This is a genomic window from Parachryseolinea silvisoli, assembly GCF_021190955.1.
Classification (GTDB): Bacteria; Bacteroidota; Bacteroidia; order Cytophagales; family Cyclobacteriaceae; genus Ohtaekwangia; species Ohtaekwangia silvisoli.
In genome coordinates, this window is sequence record NZ_JAIOAO010000007.1 from 39,346 (window position 1) to 57,087 (window position 17,742).

A 17,742-nucleotide genomic window follows, 5' to 3' on the forward strand; every position below is an offset into this window, starting at 1 on the left:
ACGCCATGAAACGTAAAGTCTTGTTTATCATTATCGCTGTGGCCTGTATTAGCCTGGCCGGTATCGGAAGCTCGCTTGCTTTGCTGTCTCCTACCAGAGATACGGTTCAAATGACGACGGTATGGGTTCGCAAAGATCCTAACTCCAGCGCAATTCTTATTAACGCCGGAGACTTTGCTCTCACGGAGGGTTTTGAAAATGTCACGATCGATATTACCGACCAGCGTGCCGGACAATCGCAAACGAGAATTGGCTATGCACCGGACGGGATTACGCGGTTGAGGCACATCACCATTGCGCACTTTCAGTCTACTGTCACTATATTTCAATAGCTTCTACGCTTCGCCTGGCCCTGCCGGCGGGCGGGGCCAACACCTGCGCCAGCAATCGCTTTTGCTTTACTCAGACAGGAACTGAATACCCTTCGCACGATTTGTTTCCGCTGTAAGAACGCGAAAATTATCGTAGGGGATCATACGCTCATCCAGAAAATCATTGACGACATTGTTCCAATCTTCGAGGTGGAAGCGGAACAATACCGTTTCGCCTGTGTCGGTAATTCTTGGCAACGGCTGGATGGCACATGCAGTCAAGGCAGGAAAAATGGAAAACCGTTTTTCCATGTGACTTTTGTGAATCGTGACCTCGACGACGTGTTCATTGTTAGAACGTAGTGTTACGCGTGAACCCGATGGATGCGCTTTCATACATTTCAGTTTATTATTGAATGATCGTACTATATTGGTAACGCTGAAGTCAGCGCGAATGTTTGTCCCGCGCATCGTGGCAGATCATAAGGCAATTCCGTGCTCCGATCCGTTTTCTCCGTGATCGATGGTAAGACTTTAGATCAAGCTGATGCGGGGATAGAATACGAACATCGTCTACCAATAAGGATAGCCATTTCTCCCTGGATCGCTTGAAAAATACCTCCGCCGGTGCCTATGGGAAATTTTCATTTTCGAGAAGAAAATTTCTGACGCTGTTCCTCTTGTACCCTTGGGGCATAGTCACGTAAAGCAGGACATTGCCGCGCTTTCCTTGCAGCTGCATTGAAGTTGTCCTATATTTTGACCATAAAGTATGTAAAATGAGAATATTCCACGCCTCTTGCATCATTATCATGGTCATGATACTTGCCAGCTGCGGCAAGTCCGGAAAAAGCGATGTTGCTAAAAAAGACCTTCCCCGGATTGCCATTGCAGGGCTCGGGATTGAGTCGAGCACGTTTTCACCCGCGCAAACCCACGAAGAGGCTTTTCACGCCAAGACAGGTCAGACGATTTTGGAATCCTATGAATTCCTATCGCCCGACTCGGCTGATTTTAAAAGGGCGACATGGCTTCCCGCCCTGATCGGCCGGGCTATCCCGGGTGGGATTGTGACGCGTGAGGCCTACGAGTCACTCATGACCAAAATGCTTGACAGTCTTCGGAAAAATCTTCCGTACGATGGTCTCTTTTTCGACATACACGGCGCGATGAGTGTTGTGGGTCTCGATGATCCGGAAGGCGACATGATTATCCGGATACGCGAAGTCGTAGGCGCTAAAACCATCATCTCTACGTCCATGGACTTGCACGGCAACGTGTCCTGGCGGCTGGCACAGAACAGCGACCTGATCACCTGCTATCGCATGGCGCCCCACGAAGATGCCGTGCAATCAGACAAACGTGCTGTTGACAACCTGTTGTCGCGTATCGAGAGCGGAAAGGGTAAGCCGCCGTTCAAGGCTTATGTGACCGTACCCATTTTACTTCCGGGTGAAAAGACCAGTACACGTGTAGACCCCGGTAAAAGTTTGTACGCACAAGTCGCACCCGCAGCGGATCAACCGGGTGTAGTGGATGCTGCCATCTGGATTGGTTATGCCTGGGCCGATGAGCCGCGTAACCATGCTGTAGTGATGGTTGTGGGAGACGACCGGGACAACGTCACGTCGACCGCGGAACGCCTGGCCAAAAGCTTTTGGGACGTCCGACATCAGTTCGAGTTTATCGCGCCGGTGGCCACGCTGCAGGAAAGTCTTGACAAGGCGCTGAAGAGTGACAAACATCCGTTCATGATCAGCGACATGGGTGACAACCCTACCGCTGGTGGCGCGGGTGACGTTACCTGGACACTCAACGAAATACTAAAGCGTCCGGAACTCAAAACTGAAAAAGGTCCGTCAGTTATCTATGCCGCCCTACCCGGCCCGGAATTCGTGGAGAAGGCTGTAAAAGCCGGTGTCGGCGGAAAGGTCGAAGGAGTAGCCGGTGCGGCCGTGGATAACCGGTATGCGCCGCCCGTGCTCTTGCGCGGTACGGTAAAAGCGATCGTGCAAGGCGACGAGCACGCTGAAACGGAAGTGGTCGTTCAAGTCGGCAGCGTAAACGTGATCGTGACTAAAAAACGAAAGCCCTATCATCATGAGGCCGACTTTACCCGTCTGGGGCTGGATCCGCGCAAGACGGATATCGTTGTCGTAAAGCTGGGATACCTCGTTCCAGAATTATACGACATGCGCGCAGACTGGATTATGGCATTAACGCCGGGCGGCGTGGACCAGGACCTGGAACGTCTCACGTTTAAACGTATTCAGCGGCCTATGTTTCCCTTTGACAAGGACATGCCGACGCCGGACTTAACAGCTAAGCTGGTGGAAGTCTCGCAGTAGTTATAGGCCGATATACTATTCAACTTGACATCTTCATTTATTCTCAGTAGTTTGTATGCGCTATAGTAGTCACCCGTAAGGTTATCCAATATTAAACCCGACCATCATGTCAATCTTTCATCACGAAAAAACCGGATCGGATAAAGCCGCGCAGCGTCGAAGCGTGGCGCAACAGATGAGCTCTCCGGAGAACACTAAAAAGACACTACAAAAGATGCAGCGGCTGGCAAATACCAGCCCGATGATGGTTGCACAGCGGAAATTACTCGACAAAGTATTGCAACGGGACGAAATCGCGCCCCTGGAAGATGATGAGCTCGTAAAGCAACCCAAGATGAAAGATAGCGGTGCCACCTCAGGCGCGGCAACGGTAGTGCAGAAAAAAGAAAATAATACAGGATTGCCCGATACCTTAAAAGCAGGGACAGAGGCTTTATCCGGTATAGCGATGGATGACGTCCGGGTGCATTACGGTTCCTCCAAACCGGCACAGCTCAATGCACATGCTTACGCCCAGGGCACGGATATACACGTTGCTCCGGGTCAGGAACAACACCTGCCGCACGAGGCGTGGCACGTCGTGCAGCAAAAACAGGGACGCGTGGAGCCTACGCTTACAGTAGACGATGTGTCGATCAACGACGATGCCGGACTGGAACGCGAAGCGGACGTGATGGGTGCCAAGGCATTAAGCACCGGGATATAGTCGTTCCGTAATCGTTTAAAATCGTTAGCAACATCTTATGGGTTGACTTGAATGTTTTCCAGGCACCGCATTGAAAAATGTACTTTACAGATTGCACTTCCTTCGGAAAATAACCTGGAAGTTGTAAAGCTCCTTGCGCAGGAAAAACCCCGCATTCTGGAAGCGATCCTCGCTGTATTAGACCGGGAGGTTCCCGAGAACCTACAGATCAGTCTCTCTAAAATTCACCTGGACCTGGGAACGGTATCGCGACAGAATTTTATCCAGACGCTAACCGATCGCCTCATCGCGTTACTCTCAGCCGAACTGGAACGTCTTGCGAACGATCCGTCGATCCGCGCGTCACGGACCAACCGGGGTGAACCGAACGGTGCAGAAACGCCCTTCAGCGACATAGATTCTTCAGCCCGCATCAACCCGCTCCCGGATGAATCCTTGCCGGGCCTGCATATGGGGTTATTGCCATACCCTACAGCTATAGCTTCACAACGCTGGAAGGCCGTGTCCACGGACACACTACTTGCCGTCATTGCTCAATACTTTCGGACAGGGACGTTTCCGCACACATTTAAAGCCTTGCTACCGACGGACGTTAGTATCCTGGTCAACTATCTGGTCGACTCAAAAGCACGCCCCTTCGCCGACTATTTATCGAGGCGCATCGGCATGACCTACTTTCAACTCAAACTCGCCGAGTGTTTGCCGTATGACACGTTACTCTCCATCGCCCGCCTTTTGCCTGCCTTGAATACTTCGTTACCTGCCTGGTTAACCTGGATCGAGAAAGTACATACCGAAGACGTTTCCGCCTGGAAGTATACCAGCCGTGCCAGGCGCTTTCTTTTACAATACCTGACGGCGGCTTCTTTGCACGATCGGGAAAAAATCCAGGAGGAATACCGGCTGGCTGCTGTGGCCGATCGCGACGATACCGTTGTAACCTACACGGTTCAACTCCTTCCGACGCCATTCTTTACTATACCCACGCCGGAAAACAATAAACTCTACACAAAAAAACGCCTCTTATACCTCCATGATCTATTTCAGACTCATCGCCACTCTCCTGTCGTTCGTCATAGCATTGCAGAAGGGTTAACCTTGCTGGAGTTGCGTGCCGTTGTACAATCCCTGGGGCTTGCGCACGGCAGCTATGCGTACTGGTTGGTCTTTGTTCGAAAAATAAAAGATCTTTATACGGCCGAGCATGCTGTTTTATCCGACAGCGTAAAGCGAACCATGTATCGACGATACATTGACCTGATCAGTACGCAACACAAAAGCAGTGTCACGTTTGCGCGTCTCGAACAGTTTTTGCTGCTGGAGCTACAGCTTCTCCCCACCTGGCCGCAAGCTGTATCACACCCTGCGACAAGTACGTTCGGGGCCGCGATACCCGCTGGTGAAACGGTCGCGATTACCCTCGGGAGCAGTGCACTCGGCCAGGCAAAACAACCCGATGTGCACGCTTTTGCCATTGTACGGTTTTATTATCGTTACGGGTACTTTCCGACGGCGGCACAGCACCTTCAAGCAGCTGATCTCGAGGCATTGATACTATATCTTCTGGCCTGGAACCCGGCACGGTTGACACAGTATGTTTTAACGCTGGCCGGAAACGTTACATGTACAGCACGTCTTGCCGACACGCTTTCTGCGAATACACTGAAAACAATTCTATCGGCGTCGGGCCGCGTTTCCGATATGTTGGCGGAATGGAATCTTTGGGAGCAGATACTGGAATCACTGATCGCAAAAACTACCTTCCTGTCCTTTGCCGACAAGTTCACGTTGTTCCAGTACGTCAGTGCGCCTTCGGGGTCCATTCGTGGAAAAATTATACACGAGTATATTTTATCCCTGTATACCCTGAAGAAGTTGCCCATTGCGCCGCATACAATCATGCGCGAGTTGCTTCGGTGTAATTGCGACGATGACACCCAGGCTGCAGCACTTGAGAGAATAGTAACCATCTGGGATCCCTTCCGTGAAGCGTACGAAGATGCGCTGGCGGCGTTGCGGGAAGACCTGGCGAATGTAGACACGTCTGTTACCCAGGAAACACGCCGTCATCCGTCCTACGCTTACTGGATCGCTTTTCAAACCCGCGTGCATGAGCTGCTAACGGAACTTGGTGTTCAGGCGCGTGATGAGATTCTACGGGAGCTTCAGTACTATTACCGGGAGTCTCTGCATCAGGATAGTGACGAGCTTTTGTCGCCTGAAACGCTCCCGCGGCATCTGCTGCAACGTGCAAAACCGCTGCTGGCCGCAGCGATGCCTGAAGGGGATACAATGCTCCTGCGCATGCAGTTCGATGCGTCGGTAACAGGCGCGACGCTGCACTGGCGATCAGTGCTAAAAGGGATGATTCGCTATGGCATTCGCCACGTCGTATCTAATGCGCCGGCACTCCAGCAATTGGCAGCCATCGATGCGCTGTGGGATACCGCGCTGGCTGACGAGGCTGCGGTCTTTTCGTTATTTCACGCAGCAGATGTAACGCCTTCATTCTGGTCTGAGCTCAGTGAAATACTTTCGCTCGACCGGCTTCATCGGCTGTTGAGCATCCTTGCACCATTTCAATATCAGGGCCTTGCCGAAACCGGCGTTATGAAAGAGGACCGCCCCACAACACGCAAAATGTTCTCCCTCGCTTTTACGACGTTACATGACACGCGCTTCGCGATTTCGACCGAAAAACTTATCGATCGTATCTTCCACCTGGCATCCATTTCTATTCCCGGCGATGCATTAACATCTCTACCGATACCGGCCGCATCCGGTTCACCCGATGCTCCGACGCCCCTTGCGCCGTTACTACCTGCCGATAACGTGGCCGCCCGCCTGTTAACCATGCTTGCCGAAGATATCTCCCTGCGCCGCACCACTTCTGCGCGAGAGCGTTGGAGACTACTCTACCGCAACTACCCTAGTGCGTTGGTACTTTATGCGCGAATGCAATGGTCGTGGACGGCCTGGCGCGACAGCCTGGCCCTGGATGCCGACCTGGACATATTGATCGGCCTCACGGCTTCATTGTGGCGTGACGAGCCTTCTTATAACGTCTGGCAAAACTTTACAGTCCCCTACAAGCATCATGAACGCTCGTTGCGAGCGATGCATCGATACTATTTTGATTTCCTGACAAGTACTCACCAGGATTATGCTTCGGCAGTCTTTACCCGATCGCTTGCAGATTTTGCGAAAACGCTGGACGCACAACCCGACGCCACATTTGAAAGCCTGGCGGGAATACATATTAAACACGAACCGGTAGCGAATCCTGACGACGTTCAGGATACAAAGCATGACAATGCGGAAGCTCTTGTTGAACCCATATCAACAGCTGATGTTGTCCCCCCTTCAGGTATAGAGAAAAATCTTTCGACTGACTATCCGGGGGCAAACACGAACGAAGCTCCATCGGTCGAGCATGACCAGGACTATGGCAATGGTATCGAAGAAGAGCCGGCACGCTATAACAGTACTACCGAAATACGAGGGGCACTGAACGATGGCGTCCACGAATTATTCGCTGCGCTTTATATTGCCACGACTGACCGGGCCACATCGGCAACAATGCTATGGCGATCCCTCTATGCCGACCATCGACGGGAACTGGTGCAATACATCCGAACGCACAGGCATCCGGAGCCAATCCTGGATAGTCTGGCGCTGGATGCAGGTGTTGATATCTTACTCCGTCTTTCAGCCATCTTGTATCAGGACGATACAAGTTATTCCCCCTGGGTAGCTTTTACCAAACGTTTTGGTCATGATGTTGTATTGCTACGGCAAGGCTACCAGCATTATTTTAGATTTTTACGAGGTATCGGACATGGACCGCAATCACCTCAACCTTTCAGCGTATGGTTAAACAGCCTTGGCGACACGCTCAATATCCCGGCAACACGCGCGCAGACTCCTGAGTTACCGCCAGTAGCCTCCCTTAACGCGCCCGAAGGAGGACATAGTGTCGCAGATATCATTGTTTATTACCTAAAGACCGGACTATTTATACCCGGTGGCGGTGCAGCCGATACAGCCGCATTGACAAAAATAACAACGCGATACTTTTCAGAAGTATCTCCGAACGATAACCGCATCATGGCCATTGCACATGACAATCCAGAGGCCTACCGTCGTCTAAAACCACTGCTCTCATCCGCGGCGTTGTCATTGTTACAAGAGTCCGGTTCGACGATTAAAGCTTTGCCACCACACTATACAACAAGTCGGATCAAGACGTTACAACAAATTGAAGCTACTCTTCATTACTGGCTGTACGAACAATGGCCCTGGTGGTATATTTCCACCATGCCGCCGATGGACACTGCGACCGCTACCGCTACCCTGGAGAAGCACCTGGAATTGTTCACGGAAAGATTGAAGGCATCCGGGCACGAGGTAGCCATTATACAAAAGATTGCATCCCGGCTCCCGCAAGCGTTCTTTCTGGAGATGATCGGCATCCGATTCCCGACGGTTGCCGGCTTTGTTACACGTGTCCTTTTGCTCGTCGAGAAAATGTCATTGGAAGAAGAAAATACCCCCACGTTTCCGCTACATGCAACGTTCGCGGTGGTATATGACCATCTGGCTCATCACATCGACCCGTTTTCGGCGCTCCAATTTCTTTCCGTCCTGGCCAGACACAGTGCGACGCTGATCAACCTATCTGAGCCGACGTGGATCGCCCGCATGGCAGACCTTGCCGCGATGCAAGGGGAGAATTCTCCCTATTGGTCGCTGCATACATTGTTGGTTTCCCTGGACGACGCGTCCAGGGAAACCTCCCTGATCGCGGATACGCTACAGTCCCCGGCCATGGACGGAACCTCTGCATTACTCGCCCCTCCCACGGTCGAGGCCGACCGTGGGTTCACGGACAGCCTATCGCCCACGTTCAAGGAGGCCTTTGTCGCCTATCTCCGCTTGGGGATTATACCGGTCCACACCCAGGAAAGCGGAGGTGGCAACCCGGCATTTACACGGCAGCTGCAAGTCGTCGCATTACAAGAACACACCTGGCTCACAACGACGCTGAAAAATCTTTTTAAGAATACCGACACCCTGGATGCGTACCTGTTGCGTTCGGATCCTTCCATTACGACCAGCATTATCGGCTCCCTGGCGGGTACCCGACAGCAGGAGTTTAGCCAATGGGCGCGCATGATGGAAAATTTCCTCGATACATTGTCTGAAAAATCCGATGGGGCCATTCCCGGCCCGTTTCAAGCTTCGCTGCTGGCCGCCCGCTCGCTCCTTCTTTTGCTGTTGCAACGGCCGGCTTTTAACATCACGGCCATTCAGTACGCGCAAGCTGTATTGGACTATAGCACACAGCATTCCCTAACGAAAGGGCCCGACACGCTGCTGAAGAAAATTCAACAGTTGAAGGCGTCTCCTCCTATATCTGAACACTTTGTCATTTCCCTGGAGGTGGCACATGCCCAGTTGACCGCGCACGCCCGATCGTTACTCTTACAGTCGCTGACGAGCCCGAACGTAAAAGTTGAACGAACGACCCCAGCACTTGAGAAGGGTGTCCGCATTCCGGTTGAGGGTGCAGGCATCGTACTCATTGCGCCTTTCTTCTATATGTATTTCAACCGGCTGGAGATGATAGAGAACAACAGCTTCAAATCCAATGCTCACGCGGTGCGGGCGGTTCACCTGTTACATTACCTGGTCAGCGGCCACACGGAAGCTCCACGACAGTCGCTGCTGTATAATCTGCTGTGCGGCGCAGATCTTTTCCTCCCGCTTGAAGATACGATTGAACTAACAGACCATGAAATACAAGTATCCGAAAGCTTGTTGCAAGGCGTGCTGCAAAACTGGACGTCGCTCCAATCCAAATCGATCGATGCGTTGCGGGAAACCTTCTTGCAGCGTGCTGGTCATATAGAAGAAAATGAAATAGGCTGGAACCTCACGGTAGATCGAAAATCCGTGGATATATTAGTAGACTGGATCCCCTGGTCGTTCAGTCTTATTAAACTCTCGTGGATGGAAAAGAGTCTTGCCGTACACTGGCAATCGGACCAATACAGAGACCTCATGCCAATGAATAATAGATGAACAGCGCTCCCTTTCAATTCAGCCCCGATGGCGGTATTACCGGCCACAGCCTGGGCACGATACGGGCGGATCTTTCGTGGCTCACCAAAGTCATCGAGTTCCGGTTGCAACAACACTTCAGTGGTGTTGACGACGACGATTTTATGACCGGCCTGCCGCCACCGGATTTATCCGGTAACGATTCGTTTTATGCCTACATGATCCAGAAGTATAACTTCAGCACAACGGAAAGGGTAATCCTGCTGACGGCGCTTGCGGTGCATGTGGCGCCGGTATGCTTTGATATCTTCTTTCTGAAGAACGAGAACCTCAACCGCGGGTATACCGAGTTTGGGGGCATTATTGGCACGGCGCATAGCGGGTTTATCCCGACGGGAGAAACACTTTCGTTTCTGCTGTGTGGCCGGAATCTGGAAAAGCGGTTCCAGCTCATGGAGTATTTCTCCGATTATCATCCGTTCTATAGCCAGAATATCCTGCATCTTTCCGACGTAAAAGACGGTGATCCGATTTTCAGCGGCGCGGTGACCATCAGCAAAGAATACCTGACCCTGCTTACACAGGGGCGCCCATATTATCCACACTATACCTCTTCGTTTCCTGCCAAACGTATCACCACTCCCCTAACCTTTGCCGATGCCGTGTATGACGAACACACGGCACATGCGTTGGACGATGTACGCGGTTGGATAAAACACGGTCAGTCGATTATGGCCGATACACACCTGCGAATGTTCCTGAAACAAGGTTATCGCGTATTGTTTTACGGCCCGCCCGGGACGGGAAAGACGATGACGGCCGCGATGCTGGGAAAAGAATCCGGCCTGGATGTATACCAGATCGACCTTTCGGCGGTCGTTTCGAAATACATTGGCGAAACAGAAAAGAATCTCGCCAGCTTATTTAATATGGCCGAGAACAAACAATGGATACTCTTTTTTGATGAGGCAGATGCGCTTTTTGGCAAACGTACGCAAACACAAAGTAGTAACGACCAGTACGCAAACCAGCAAGTCAGTTATCTGTTGCAACGCATTGAAGATTTCAACGGCACGGTGGTCCTGGCCACCAACTTCAAGGACAACATCGACACCGCCTTCTTGCGTCGGTTTCAATCCATCGTCTTCTTTCCAAAGCCGAAAACAGAACAGCGGCTGGCGTTGTGGCGAAAATATTTTTCTGCCTTTGAGGTCGACGCCGACCTGGAGTCTATTGCCAATGAATTCGAATTGTCCGGCGGCAGTATGATCAATGTGCTACGGTATTGTTCCATCGTTGCCCAACGCCGTGGCACTACCGTCGTCACCGCGGAAGATATCTATAAAGGGATTACTAAAGAGTATCAAAAAGAAGGGATCACCATATAAACCATCCGGACACTTCCACCAAAAGATATACCACCCATACAATTGACACCTTCAACTTCTTGACAAAATGGAATTTCTTACTATATTGTAAGCCTCTAACCCAGCGATGTGTGCTATGTACAACGCGAATGATCTTTTGCGGCAAATTTCCGCGTGTAAGCAAGTCATCCAAGTTCACGTCAATACAGCGATCGACACAGCGTTATTAGACGCCTGCATTCAGCAACAGGAAAAGGGACTGGCCGTAGTGTTGGTTATGAGTGAACTCAATCGTCCCCATCTGGAAAACAATCCCTTTCTTTTAAACCGGTGCCTTCAATTGCGCAAAAAGGGCGCTGCGTTATACATAACAGACACCTATCCGGATACTCTATTATATGTATGTATCTCCGACTACAGACAAGTAAGTCATTTTCACGGTTCAGACACCATTCATACTGCAGAGGCGTGCGACGCTGTACGAAAAGCGGTGTATCGTTTTAATGCGCTCATCCGCAACAGCCTCCCCTTCCATGTTCCGACCGATGGCATCCAGATAACCCTGGATGTGTCGGAAGACCTCGTACTGCGAGGTTCCTATGTAAACCTGACGTGGCAAGTGTACGGAGCGGACACGGTAATTATTGAAGGGCTTGGTGAGGTGGAGCACGCCGGACAGCGGCAGGTATTGCTGACGGAGACCACTCTTTTTAAGGTTGGCGCCTACAACAACAGAGATGTGTCTGTTGCAGCTACAAACGTGTGGGTGACACAGAAAACTATTATTGACTACGATATCGGTTTTGTCAGCGCGCAAACCAATGTATTTTACAGTTTGGTAAAAGCGGAGAAAGGCAGCGACACTTATGGCACCGTTGCGGGCAACTGCATTTGTCTGCGCTGGCGTGTACTGCATGCGGCCCATGTACACATTCTTCCGTTTAACATAACCGCGCACGAAGGGGAGCATACCTTCTCCTCATCCACCTCCCTCGATATTTCCATCACGGCACACGTAGACCAACAAGCACTCACACGAAAAATAACCCTGCTCGCGTTTCCCATCCCGGTATTTCGGGACAAGCTTCTTTCCCTGGCGTCACGCACACCACTACCAACGCTCACCGCGGATGCCGTACAGATGCTAACCCTCACGTTACGCGATTCGGAAAAGCGCTATCACAACCTTGTTAAAAAGATACATCGCTACACGTTTCACCAGGCGAGCAAAAAGCCCACGCTGGAGAAGTTGAATGCCTTTGTTTTTCGCTACCTGAAACGGATGAATGCCGGAAAAGAAGGCGTGCGCAAAACGATCGAATCTATTGAGCACTACTATGAGCGCTAAACCTGTGGATGCCACACCGCCCCCACGCGCGCTCGGCCGCGTGATGACGTTCTTTATTTTCTGCTCGGCAGCGAATAAAGAGATCTTACAGCGCTGCCCGCTGTCAGAGTATCACAAGTATGCCAGCATCGGCGCCACCATCTTCTTTACCGGCATCCTCGCCGGCCTGTCCGGCGGCTATGCGCTTTATACAGTGTTCGATAGCGTGGCCGTGGCGGTCACGCTTGGGATTTTTTGGGGCATATTGATCTTCAACCTCGATCGGTTTATTGTGAGCACGATAAAGAAGGGTTCCACACGGTATAGCCAGGTATTACAGATCATCCCCCGCACGCTGCTGGCGGTATTCCTGGCGATCGTCATTTCGAAACCTCTGGAGCTTCGCATTTTTAAAGAGGAAATTGACGAAGCCCTGCACCTCGCCTGCCTTGCGCGGCTGGAGACGGTGAACAACGACTACAACGCCAAAATCGAACACTGGCGCCAGCAGCAGCAACAGATGAAAGAAAAGGCGGAGCAACGCTATGCCGTCCGTGAAAAATACTACGAAGAATATCGTTGCGAATGCGACGGTTCATGCGGAACGGGCGCGCGCGGCATCGGGTCGGAATGTTTACGGAAAGAAAAGAAATATAACAACGCCAACAAGGAGTACCAAGAGGTCATCACCGAGCAACAAGCTATGACCGCACAGGCCGCGCAGGCGATCGGCGCTTTAAACCAGGAGCGTAAAACGCACGAGGCGTCGCTCCGGAACACCTTCGCCACCGGGTTGCTGGCCCAGCTGGAAGCGCTGCACCAATTACCGCAAGGACCTTCCCTGGCCATTATATTCCTGCTCATCTTTATAGAGGTATCGCCCATCCTGGCCAAACTGCTTTCTCCCGCGGGGCCATACGACCATGTGCTGAAAACCCTGGAGTACGACTACGAAATAGAAGAGCTTTCGTCCATCAACATCCGCAACCAAAAGCTCAACAATCAGCTGACGTTGCTGGCTAGCGTGGAACAACAGCAGGTGGAGCAGCAGCTTAAGCACAACCGGGAAACCATCAACCTGATCGAAAAAGCGCATCAGGAGTTGGTCCGTGAGCAACTGTCGCTATGGGTGGAGCAGGAAAAGATCAAGCTCAGAGAAAACGCATTTAGTCAACAAGAAGCCTAACCCACGGGCAGCACGCATGAAAGCGATACTCCTTCTTCTGACAATCTTTGTGACGGCGCCGCCAGGCCAGTGCCTGCAAGGCGACTCCCTGGTATGTGCGAAAGAATTTAGTAATGTGCTCACGGCGAACTACAAAACGTTTCTCAAGCGCGATGTTACCGGCACATTTGCCGTAAAAGATGGTGACAGCATTCAATATGTATTGTTTCAGGAGAATTTATACGGAGCTACTTTTTTCCTATACGACCCGGCCGGAAAAGAAATCGTAAAAACGCACGCCAAAGAAAAAGTACTTTCCGGCAGATTAAAAGGCCCTGTGCCGGGCAATTATTACTACAAGATCCGGTCCGGGCGCCCGTTTCCAAATTCGTTTATCCTGATGTTGAACGTACGCACATGCCTGCCCTACACGCCCGAGCCAACCCACGACAGCACAAATTCCGCCGTCGAAATGGACACCGTTACCACGGTAAAAATTGACTCTACCCTTTATCTGGCCAGTACACTTAATTTAAAAAATAAACAAAGTATCCGCATCGAGGTCGATTCTTTGCACGGATTTCTGCAATACGAAATTCAGTCCACGGGCGGCCCCATAAAATATACGTTTTCCAATGGGGCAGCAAAGACTGTAAAAAATGGGATGGGAATATACCACACCGGAACACTACCTTTTAAACACTCCTTTTACACTTTGTGGTTGGAGAACGACGACCCGGTGGCCGGTAAACATGTGCGCGTGACGATTGTCCAGTATGAACGAAAACGCAAACCATCCCTCGTAAAATGAAAGAGCTGCTACATGATATGATCCTGCGTGGCGGTCTGCTTGTATTGCTTTACTGCAGCCTGCACGTTGCCGCCATCGCCCAGCAATCGCATATGATAGATCCGGCGAATGCTACTGACACGGTGGCCTGGAAAAAAGAAAGGGAGTTCAGGCCCGGCAGCACATTAAATAAGTACAGCAAGGTCTTTAAGACACTTCATGGCAAGAGTCGCAAAATCTACTTCCGCAAAACAGAGGGACTGCAAGAGATTGCGTACAACGACAAAAGCCAAACGTATTATGGAAAAAATAGCACCCGCGCGCGGCCGGCGGATAGCACGGAAGTGATGGGCTGGCACCTGCACTGGATGGAAGCGGAGTGTCCTTACTATCCGTACAAACTTTTTTCTACCATCGGCTTTTTTGCGTATGACATCGACGCTCACAGCGGCGCGTGTACCGATGTCGACGCCATCCGGCAATGGCTAACGTCACCCGTACACGACTCGGCCCGTGTTCACCACACGAAGATGTTGCTGACATTAACCAGCTACAGTACGGAACGCAATAATACATTTTTGAACAATCCCCCTGCGTGGATGCTCTTGAGTGACAGTGTCCGGTCGCTGATCCGAATAAAAAAAGCCCACGGAATTGATCTCGACTTTAACGGCTTGCAACCGGCTATGAAATCCCGCTTCACCGAATTTATCCGATTCATTCGCAATAAACTGGGCGACAGTACTATCATCACCTTGCAAATACCATATAACGCCGCCCTGGGAGCCTATGATCTGAATGAGCTGAAACCGTTGATCAATACCTTTACGGTGCAGGGCTTTGATTATGAAAATCCCACGTGTGGTGGTGCCCCCCTGCCGATGGCGCCACTGCAATCTGGCGGCGAATGCCCCAGCCTCGAAAAAACAGTGAATGCGCTTCTACAGACCTTGCCGCCGGAAGACATCATTATCGGTTTCCCACTCTACGGCACTCGTTGGCAACGCAAGGCCTCTGGCTGGACTTCATTGGACAATATGCCCTACGAAAATATACGTGCGCAGTACAATGTGAACCGCGAAGAATATATCGAAACATACAGTGGCAGCAGTATGGTGCGCGACGGAAATGCCATACCCTATGAGGTGGTATGGTATGAAGGACACGAAAGCTTGAATCGCAAGTTTTCCTGGATAAAAGAAAAAGGCCTTAAAGGAGCCGGACTTTGGGGCCTTGGTTACGATGGCAGCCACCCGGAAATATGGCATGCGGTCGAGTCTCATTTTGCGGCATCCCCCTGGCAAAAAATAGAGCCCATCGGCTATGACAACGGGCGATCGTATTCCCTAGTAGCGACCCTTTACCGCTACCGGAAATTTATCGGCGTATCGATCTTCATTATCATTGGATTCTTTCTGTTGGGCCTGCTCCTCTCGCTGCTGGACTGGCGTGTGCGCGGCGTATTTTTTCACAGTGGCGCTTACCGTGGTCTTTTTGCCTGTGGATTGATCGTGGTCGCGGTACTGGCCGTGTACCTCCTCTCGGACGAGACAAGCTCCTCCGGCAACAGCGGCTTGAGCATGTTTGCGTATGGTATACTATCCGGAGCGGTACTGGTCTATATCACCAGCACGGCATACCTGCGGTACAAAAACAAACTTCCGTAACGCATGAAAGACATTCTGGCAAAAGAGTTTTTATACTTATTTTTCGCGATTATCACCGCGATACCGGTGGCCTTTCTCTTCTTATATATGCTTCAACTGGATCCAGGCCATACGAGCGTCGCTGGCGACGAGCAGGTATTGGAAGTCGATATGATGCTCATTGGTGGAATATTGGGCTTTTTGGGAGTTTACCTGATCCGCCTGACGGTCTGGGCAGTGAAACAATTCGTTCAATAACAACCTGAAATAGACGCACCATGATACAACATGTGTTACCGGTCATTATCGACGAGCTTAACGAATACCTAAAATCACAGTTCAATGCTGTCGAAGATAAGGCTATACTTTCCGGCATTGTAGAGCAAGATGGCAGCCTGGCCCTCGAAAGCGGAAACAAGGTCGTGGCAACATTGATTTTTATCGACAAAGAAACAACCTATAAAAGCGGACCGGGAACAACCTCTTCGGGTTTCGAGATCCTTCAATACTCTCCGCCGTTGAACATAAACCTCACCATTCTGTTTTCAGCGCTTTTTAGCAGAAATCACTATGTCGAATCCCTACGCTACATATCGGGTGTCATCTATTTCTTTCAATACAAGTCCCTGTTCACGGGGCAAAATACGCCAAAGCTCGCCAAAGGCGTGGACAAGATTTATTTCGACCTGCTCTCTGTGTCACCCAGCGATATGATGAACTACTATTCGATGCTCGGCATAAAATACGTTCCCTCGGTCGTATACAAAGTACGAATGTTAACTTTTTCGCAAGACAACGTGGTGGCCGATTTACCAGCAATCCGTGGAATGGATACAGGAACACAACACTAATAATTGATCAACTGACACCAAAACGATACAAAACAAATATATTCTAAAAAAAGGTATATATACCCTATTTTCATTTGCATATTCCTATTACATTAGAGCAAGTTTCGTTACCATCTACTACCTGAACCTATGTTACGCTTTAAGCAGTTGTGGCAAGTCGATTTTATTCACCAATATTATACTGTCCGGTCGTATCAGCCGTTCAGGGTTATCCCTACCCCTGCCACCGCACGGCAAATGCAAGCCTATGGACTTCTTATGAAAGATTCCGCTCGTGGTTTTTTCATCGCATCGAAAGCACAGGACGCTGTCACAGACTTGCAATACCTTCTGTACAAACCTGTTAAGCTGGTGTTTACGATAACGTGTGATGACCCGCTCTTATTAAATTACTCCAGTCTTTCCATTGAAGATGTCGCGCAAAGCTTTCTACTCAGCAATCAGTACGAGGCAACCGACGGGACCACGTACCTTCATATGGGCGTGCAGCTTTCCGAGGCGGACCTCATTATACCGGTCACCGGCTACAACGACCTGGATGCCTACTTCAACCCTGAAGACGCTATATCGTGTTACCTTATAAATAAGGTAAACTCCAGTACTCCGTTCTTTACGGGCACCTATGAAGCGTTTAAAGCTGCGCAGACATTTGATACACTACTGGACATGCCTCATTTTACTATCCGCCATTCCGGCACGTCTGATGTATTGAATTTTTATGCCTGGGCGAACCGGTTAAGGAACGTTTTCGCGGTCCTGGAAATGACCCTTACGCCGCCGATGGCGACGGCACCAAACCCCACTCGTTATGTAGTTACCATTGGAGCCCGGGCTATCTCCTGGCGGTATAATATTATAGAGAAGCCCCAACGGTCATTCAGTGATTTTATTCTGTACGCCGGCAAACAGCCGTTGTCGCTAAAACCGATCACGACACGTACACTGGCCGACGGCTCGACTGCGGTTATTCTGGAACCGGTCGATCCCATTCTGCTTTCAGAGACATATGACGCACCGTTTGAAATAGAATTTAACCAAACAGACAGTAAAGCCGGGAAGCTAAGCTCACGCCGCAGGTTAGGGCTTCCGATTCCCGATATCGAACGAATCAAGATAAGCGCGCACCATGCCAGCGCCTATTCTGACATGTATATACACATCTAATCAC

At 50.7% G+C, this 17,742-nt stretch carries 13 protein-coding genes; 12 read left to right on the forward strand and 1 reads right to left on the reverse strand.

Translation table 11 applies throughout. The features are described from left to right. The first annotated feature begins 5 nt into the window (after nt 1–5). Nucleotides 6–332 carry a hypothetical protein gene (locus tag K7P01_RS29300; protein ID WP_267298154.1) on the forward strand — a complete coding sequence of 109 codons (327 nt, stop codon included), beginning with the start codon at nt 6–8 and terminating at the stop codon, nt 330–332. A gap of 66 nt (nt 333–398) precedes the next feature. On the opposite strand, the gene K7P01_RS29305 is transcribed toward K7P01_RS29300, so the two are convergent. Beyond that, nucleotides 399–707 (reverse strand): hypothetical protein, encoded by a 309-nt coding sequence (locus K7P01_RS29305; RefSeq protein WP_267298155.1) that lies wholly within the window; start codon nt 705–707, stop codon nt 399–401. 416 nt (nt 708–1,123) lie between these two features. Between K7P01_RS29305 and K7P01_RS29310 the strand changes: the two genes are divergently transcribed. The 11 genes from K7P01_RS29310 to K7P01_RS29360 all read left to right on the forward strand — a co-directional run bounded on the left by K7P01_RS29310 (nt 1,124) and on the right by K7P01_RS29360 (nt 17,738). Then, a complete protein-coding gene (locus K7P01_RS29310; protein ID WP_267298338.1) occupies nt 1,124–2,659 on the forward strand; it encodes a M81 family metallopeptidase in 1,536 nt (511 codons plus the stop codon). A 106-nt stretch (nt 2,660–2,765) separates the two neighbouring features. Continuing rightward, the gene (locus K7P01_RS29315) at nt 2,766–3,365 is read left to right on the forward strand and encodes an eCIS core domain-containing protein (RefSeq protein WP_267298156.1); all 600 of its coding nucleotides are present in this window, start codon (nt 2,766–2,768) and stop codon (nt 3,363–3,365) included. Between the two features lie 51 nt (nt 3,366–3,416). Further along, the gene (locus K7P01_RS29320) at nt 3,417–9,449 is read left to right on the forward strand and encodes a contractile injection system tape measure protein (RefSeq protein WP_267298157.1); all 6,033 of its coding nucleotides are present in this window, start codon (nt 3,417–3,419) and stop codon (nt 9,447–9,449) included. Next, on the forward strand, nt 9,446–10,816 hold the full coding sequence (locus K7P01_RS29325) for an ATP-binding protein (protein ID WP_267298158.1): 1,371 nt from the start codon (nt 9,446–9,448) through the stop codon (nt 10,814–10,816). Before K7P01_RS29320 ends, K7P01_RS29325 begins: the two co-directional genes overlap by 4 nt. A gap of 115 nt (nt 10,817–10,931) precedes the next feature. Beyond that, nucleotides 10,932–12,143, forward strand: a complete 1,212-nt coding sequence (locus K7P01_RS29330) for a hypothetical protein (protein ID WP_267298159.1) — start codon at nt 10,932–10,934, stop codon at nt 12,141–12,143. After that, on the forward strand, nt 12,133–13,308 hold the full coding sequence (locus tag K7P01_RS29335; RefSeq protein WP_267298160.1) for a DUF4407 domain-containing protein: 1,176 nt from the start codon (nt 12,133–12,135) through the stop codon (nt 13,306–13,308). Before K7P01_RS29330 ends, K7P01_RS29335 begins: the two co-directional genes overlap by 11 nt. 16 nt (nt 13,309–13,324) lie before the next feature. Beyond that, complete coding sequence (locus K7P01_RS29340; RefSeq protein WP_267298161.1) at nt 13,325–14,098, forward strand: hypothetical protein; 774 nt, start codon at nt 13,325–13,327, stop codon at nt 14,096–14,098. Further along, nucleotides 14,095–15,744, forward strand: a complete 1,650-nt coding sequence (locus K7P01_RS29345) for a glycosyl hydrolase family 18 protein (protein WP_267298162.1) — start codon at nt 14,095–14,097, stop codon at nt 15,742–15,744. Before K7P01_RS29340 ends, K7P01_RS29345 begins: the two co-directional genes overlap by 4 nt. A 3-nt stretch (nt 15,745–15,747) precedes the next feature. Next, complete coding sequence (locus K7P01_RS29350) at nt 15,748–15,981, forward strand: hypothetical protein (RefSeq protein WP_267298163.1); 234 nt, start codon at nt 15,748–15,750, stop codon at nt 15,979–15,981. Nucleotides 15,982–16,001: 20 nt separating this feature from the next. After that, nucleotides 16,002–16,574: a DUF4255 domain-containing protein gene (locus tag K7P01_RS29355; protein ID WP_267298164.1), complete on the forward strand. Its 573-nt coding sequence runs from the start codon at nt 16,002–16,004 to the stop codon at nt 16,572–16,574. Between the two features lie 129 nt (nt 16,575–16,703). Then, nucleotides 16,704–17,738 (forward strand): hypothetical protein, encoded by a 1,035-nt coding sequence (locus K7P01_RS29360; RefSeq protein WP_267298165.1) that lies wholly within the window; start codon nt 16,704–16,706, stop codon nt 17,736–17,738. Nucleotides 17,739–17,742: the final 4 nt, after the last annotated feature.

Excerpts from the sequence above, each read along its gene's own strand:
- K7P01_RS29300 (WP_267298154.1), top strand. The coding sequence starts at position 6 with ATGAAACGTAAAGTCTTGTTTATCATTATCGCTGTGGCCTGTATTAGC.
- K7P01_RS29305 (WP_267298155.1), bottom strand. The coding sequence starts at position 707 with ATGAAAGCGCATCCATCGGGTTCACGCGTAACACTACGTTCTAACAAT.
- K7P01_RS29310 (WP_267298338.1), top strand. The coding sequence starts at position 1,124 with ATGGTCATGATACTTGCCAGCTGCGGCAAGTCCGGAAAAAGCGATGTT.
- K7P01_RS29315 (WP_267298156.1), top strand. The coding sequence starts at position 2,766 with ATGTCAATCTTTCATCACGAAAAAACCGGATCGGATAAAGCCGCGCAG.
- K7P01_RS29320 (WP_267298157.1), top strand. The coding sequence starts at position 3,417 with ATGTTTTCCAGGCACCGCATTGAAAAATGTACTTTACAGATTGCACTT.
- K7P01_RS29325 (WP_267298158.1), top strand. The coding sequence starts at position 9,446 with ATGAACAGCGCTCCCTTTCAATTCAGCCCCGATGGCGGTATTACCGGC.
- K7P01_RS29330 (WP_267298159.1), top strand. The coding sequence starts at position 10,932 with ATGTACAACGCGAATGATCTTTTGCGGCAAATTTCCGCGTGTAAGCAA.
- K7P01_RS29335 (WP_267298160.1), top strand. The coding sequence starts at position 12,133 with ATGAGCGCTAAACCTGTGGATGCCACACCGCCCCCACGCGCGCTCGGC.
- K7P01_RS29340 (WP_267298161.1), top strand. The coding sequence starts at position 13,325 with ATGAAAGCGATACTCCTTCTTCTGACAATCTTTGTGACGGCGCCGCCA.
- K7P01_RS29345 (WP_267298162.1), top strand. The coding sequence starts at position 14,095 with ATGAAAGAGCTGCTACATGATATGATCCTGCGTGGCGGTCTGCTTGTA.
- K7P01_RS29350 (WP_267298163.1), top strand. The coding sequence starts at position 15,748 with ATGAAAGACATTCTGGCAAAAGAGTTTTTATACTTATTTTTCGCGATT.
- K7P01_RS29355 (WP_267298164.1), top strand. The coding sequence starts at position 16,002 with ATGATACAACATGTGTTACCGGTCATTATCGACGAGCTTAACGAATAC.
- K7P01_RS29360 (WP_267298165.1), top strand. The coding sequence starts at position 16,704 with ATGTTACGCTTTAAGCAGTTGTGGCAAGTCGATTTTATTCACCAATAT.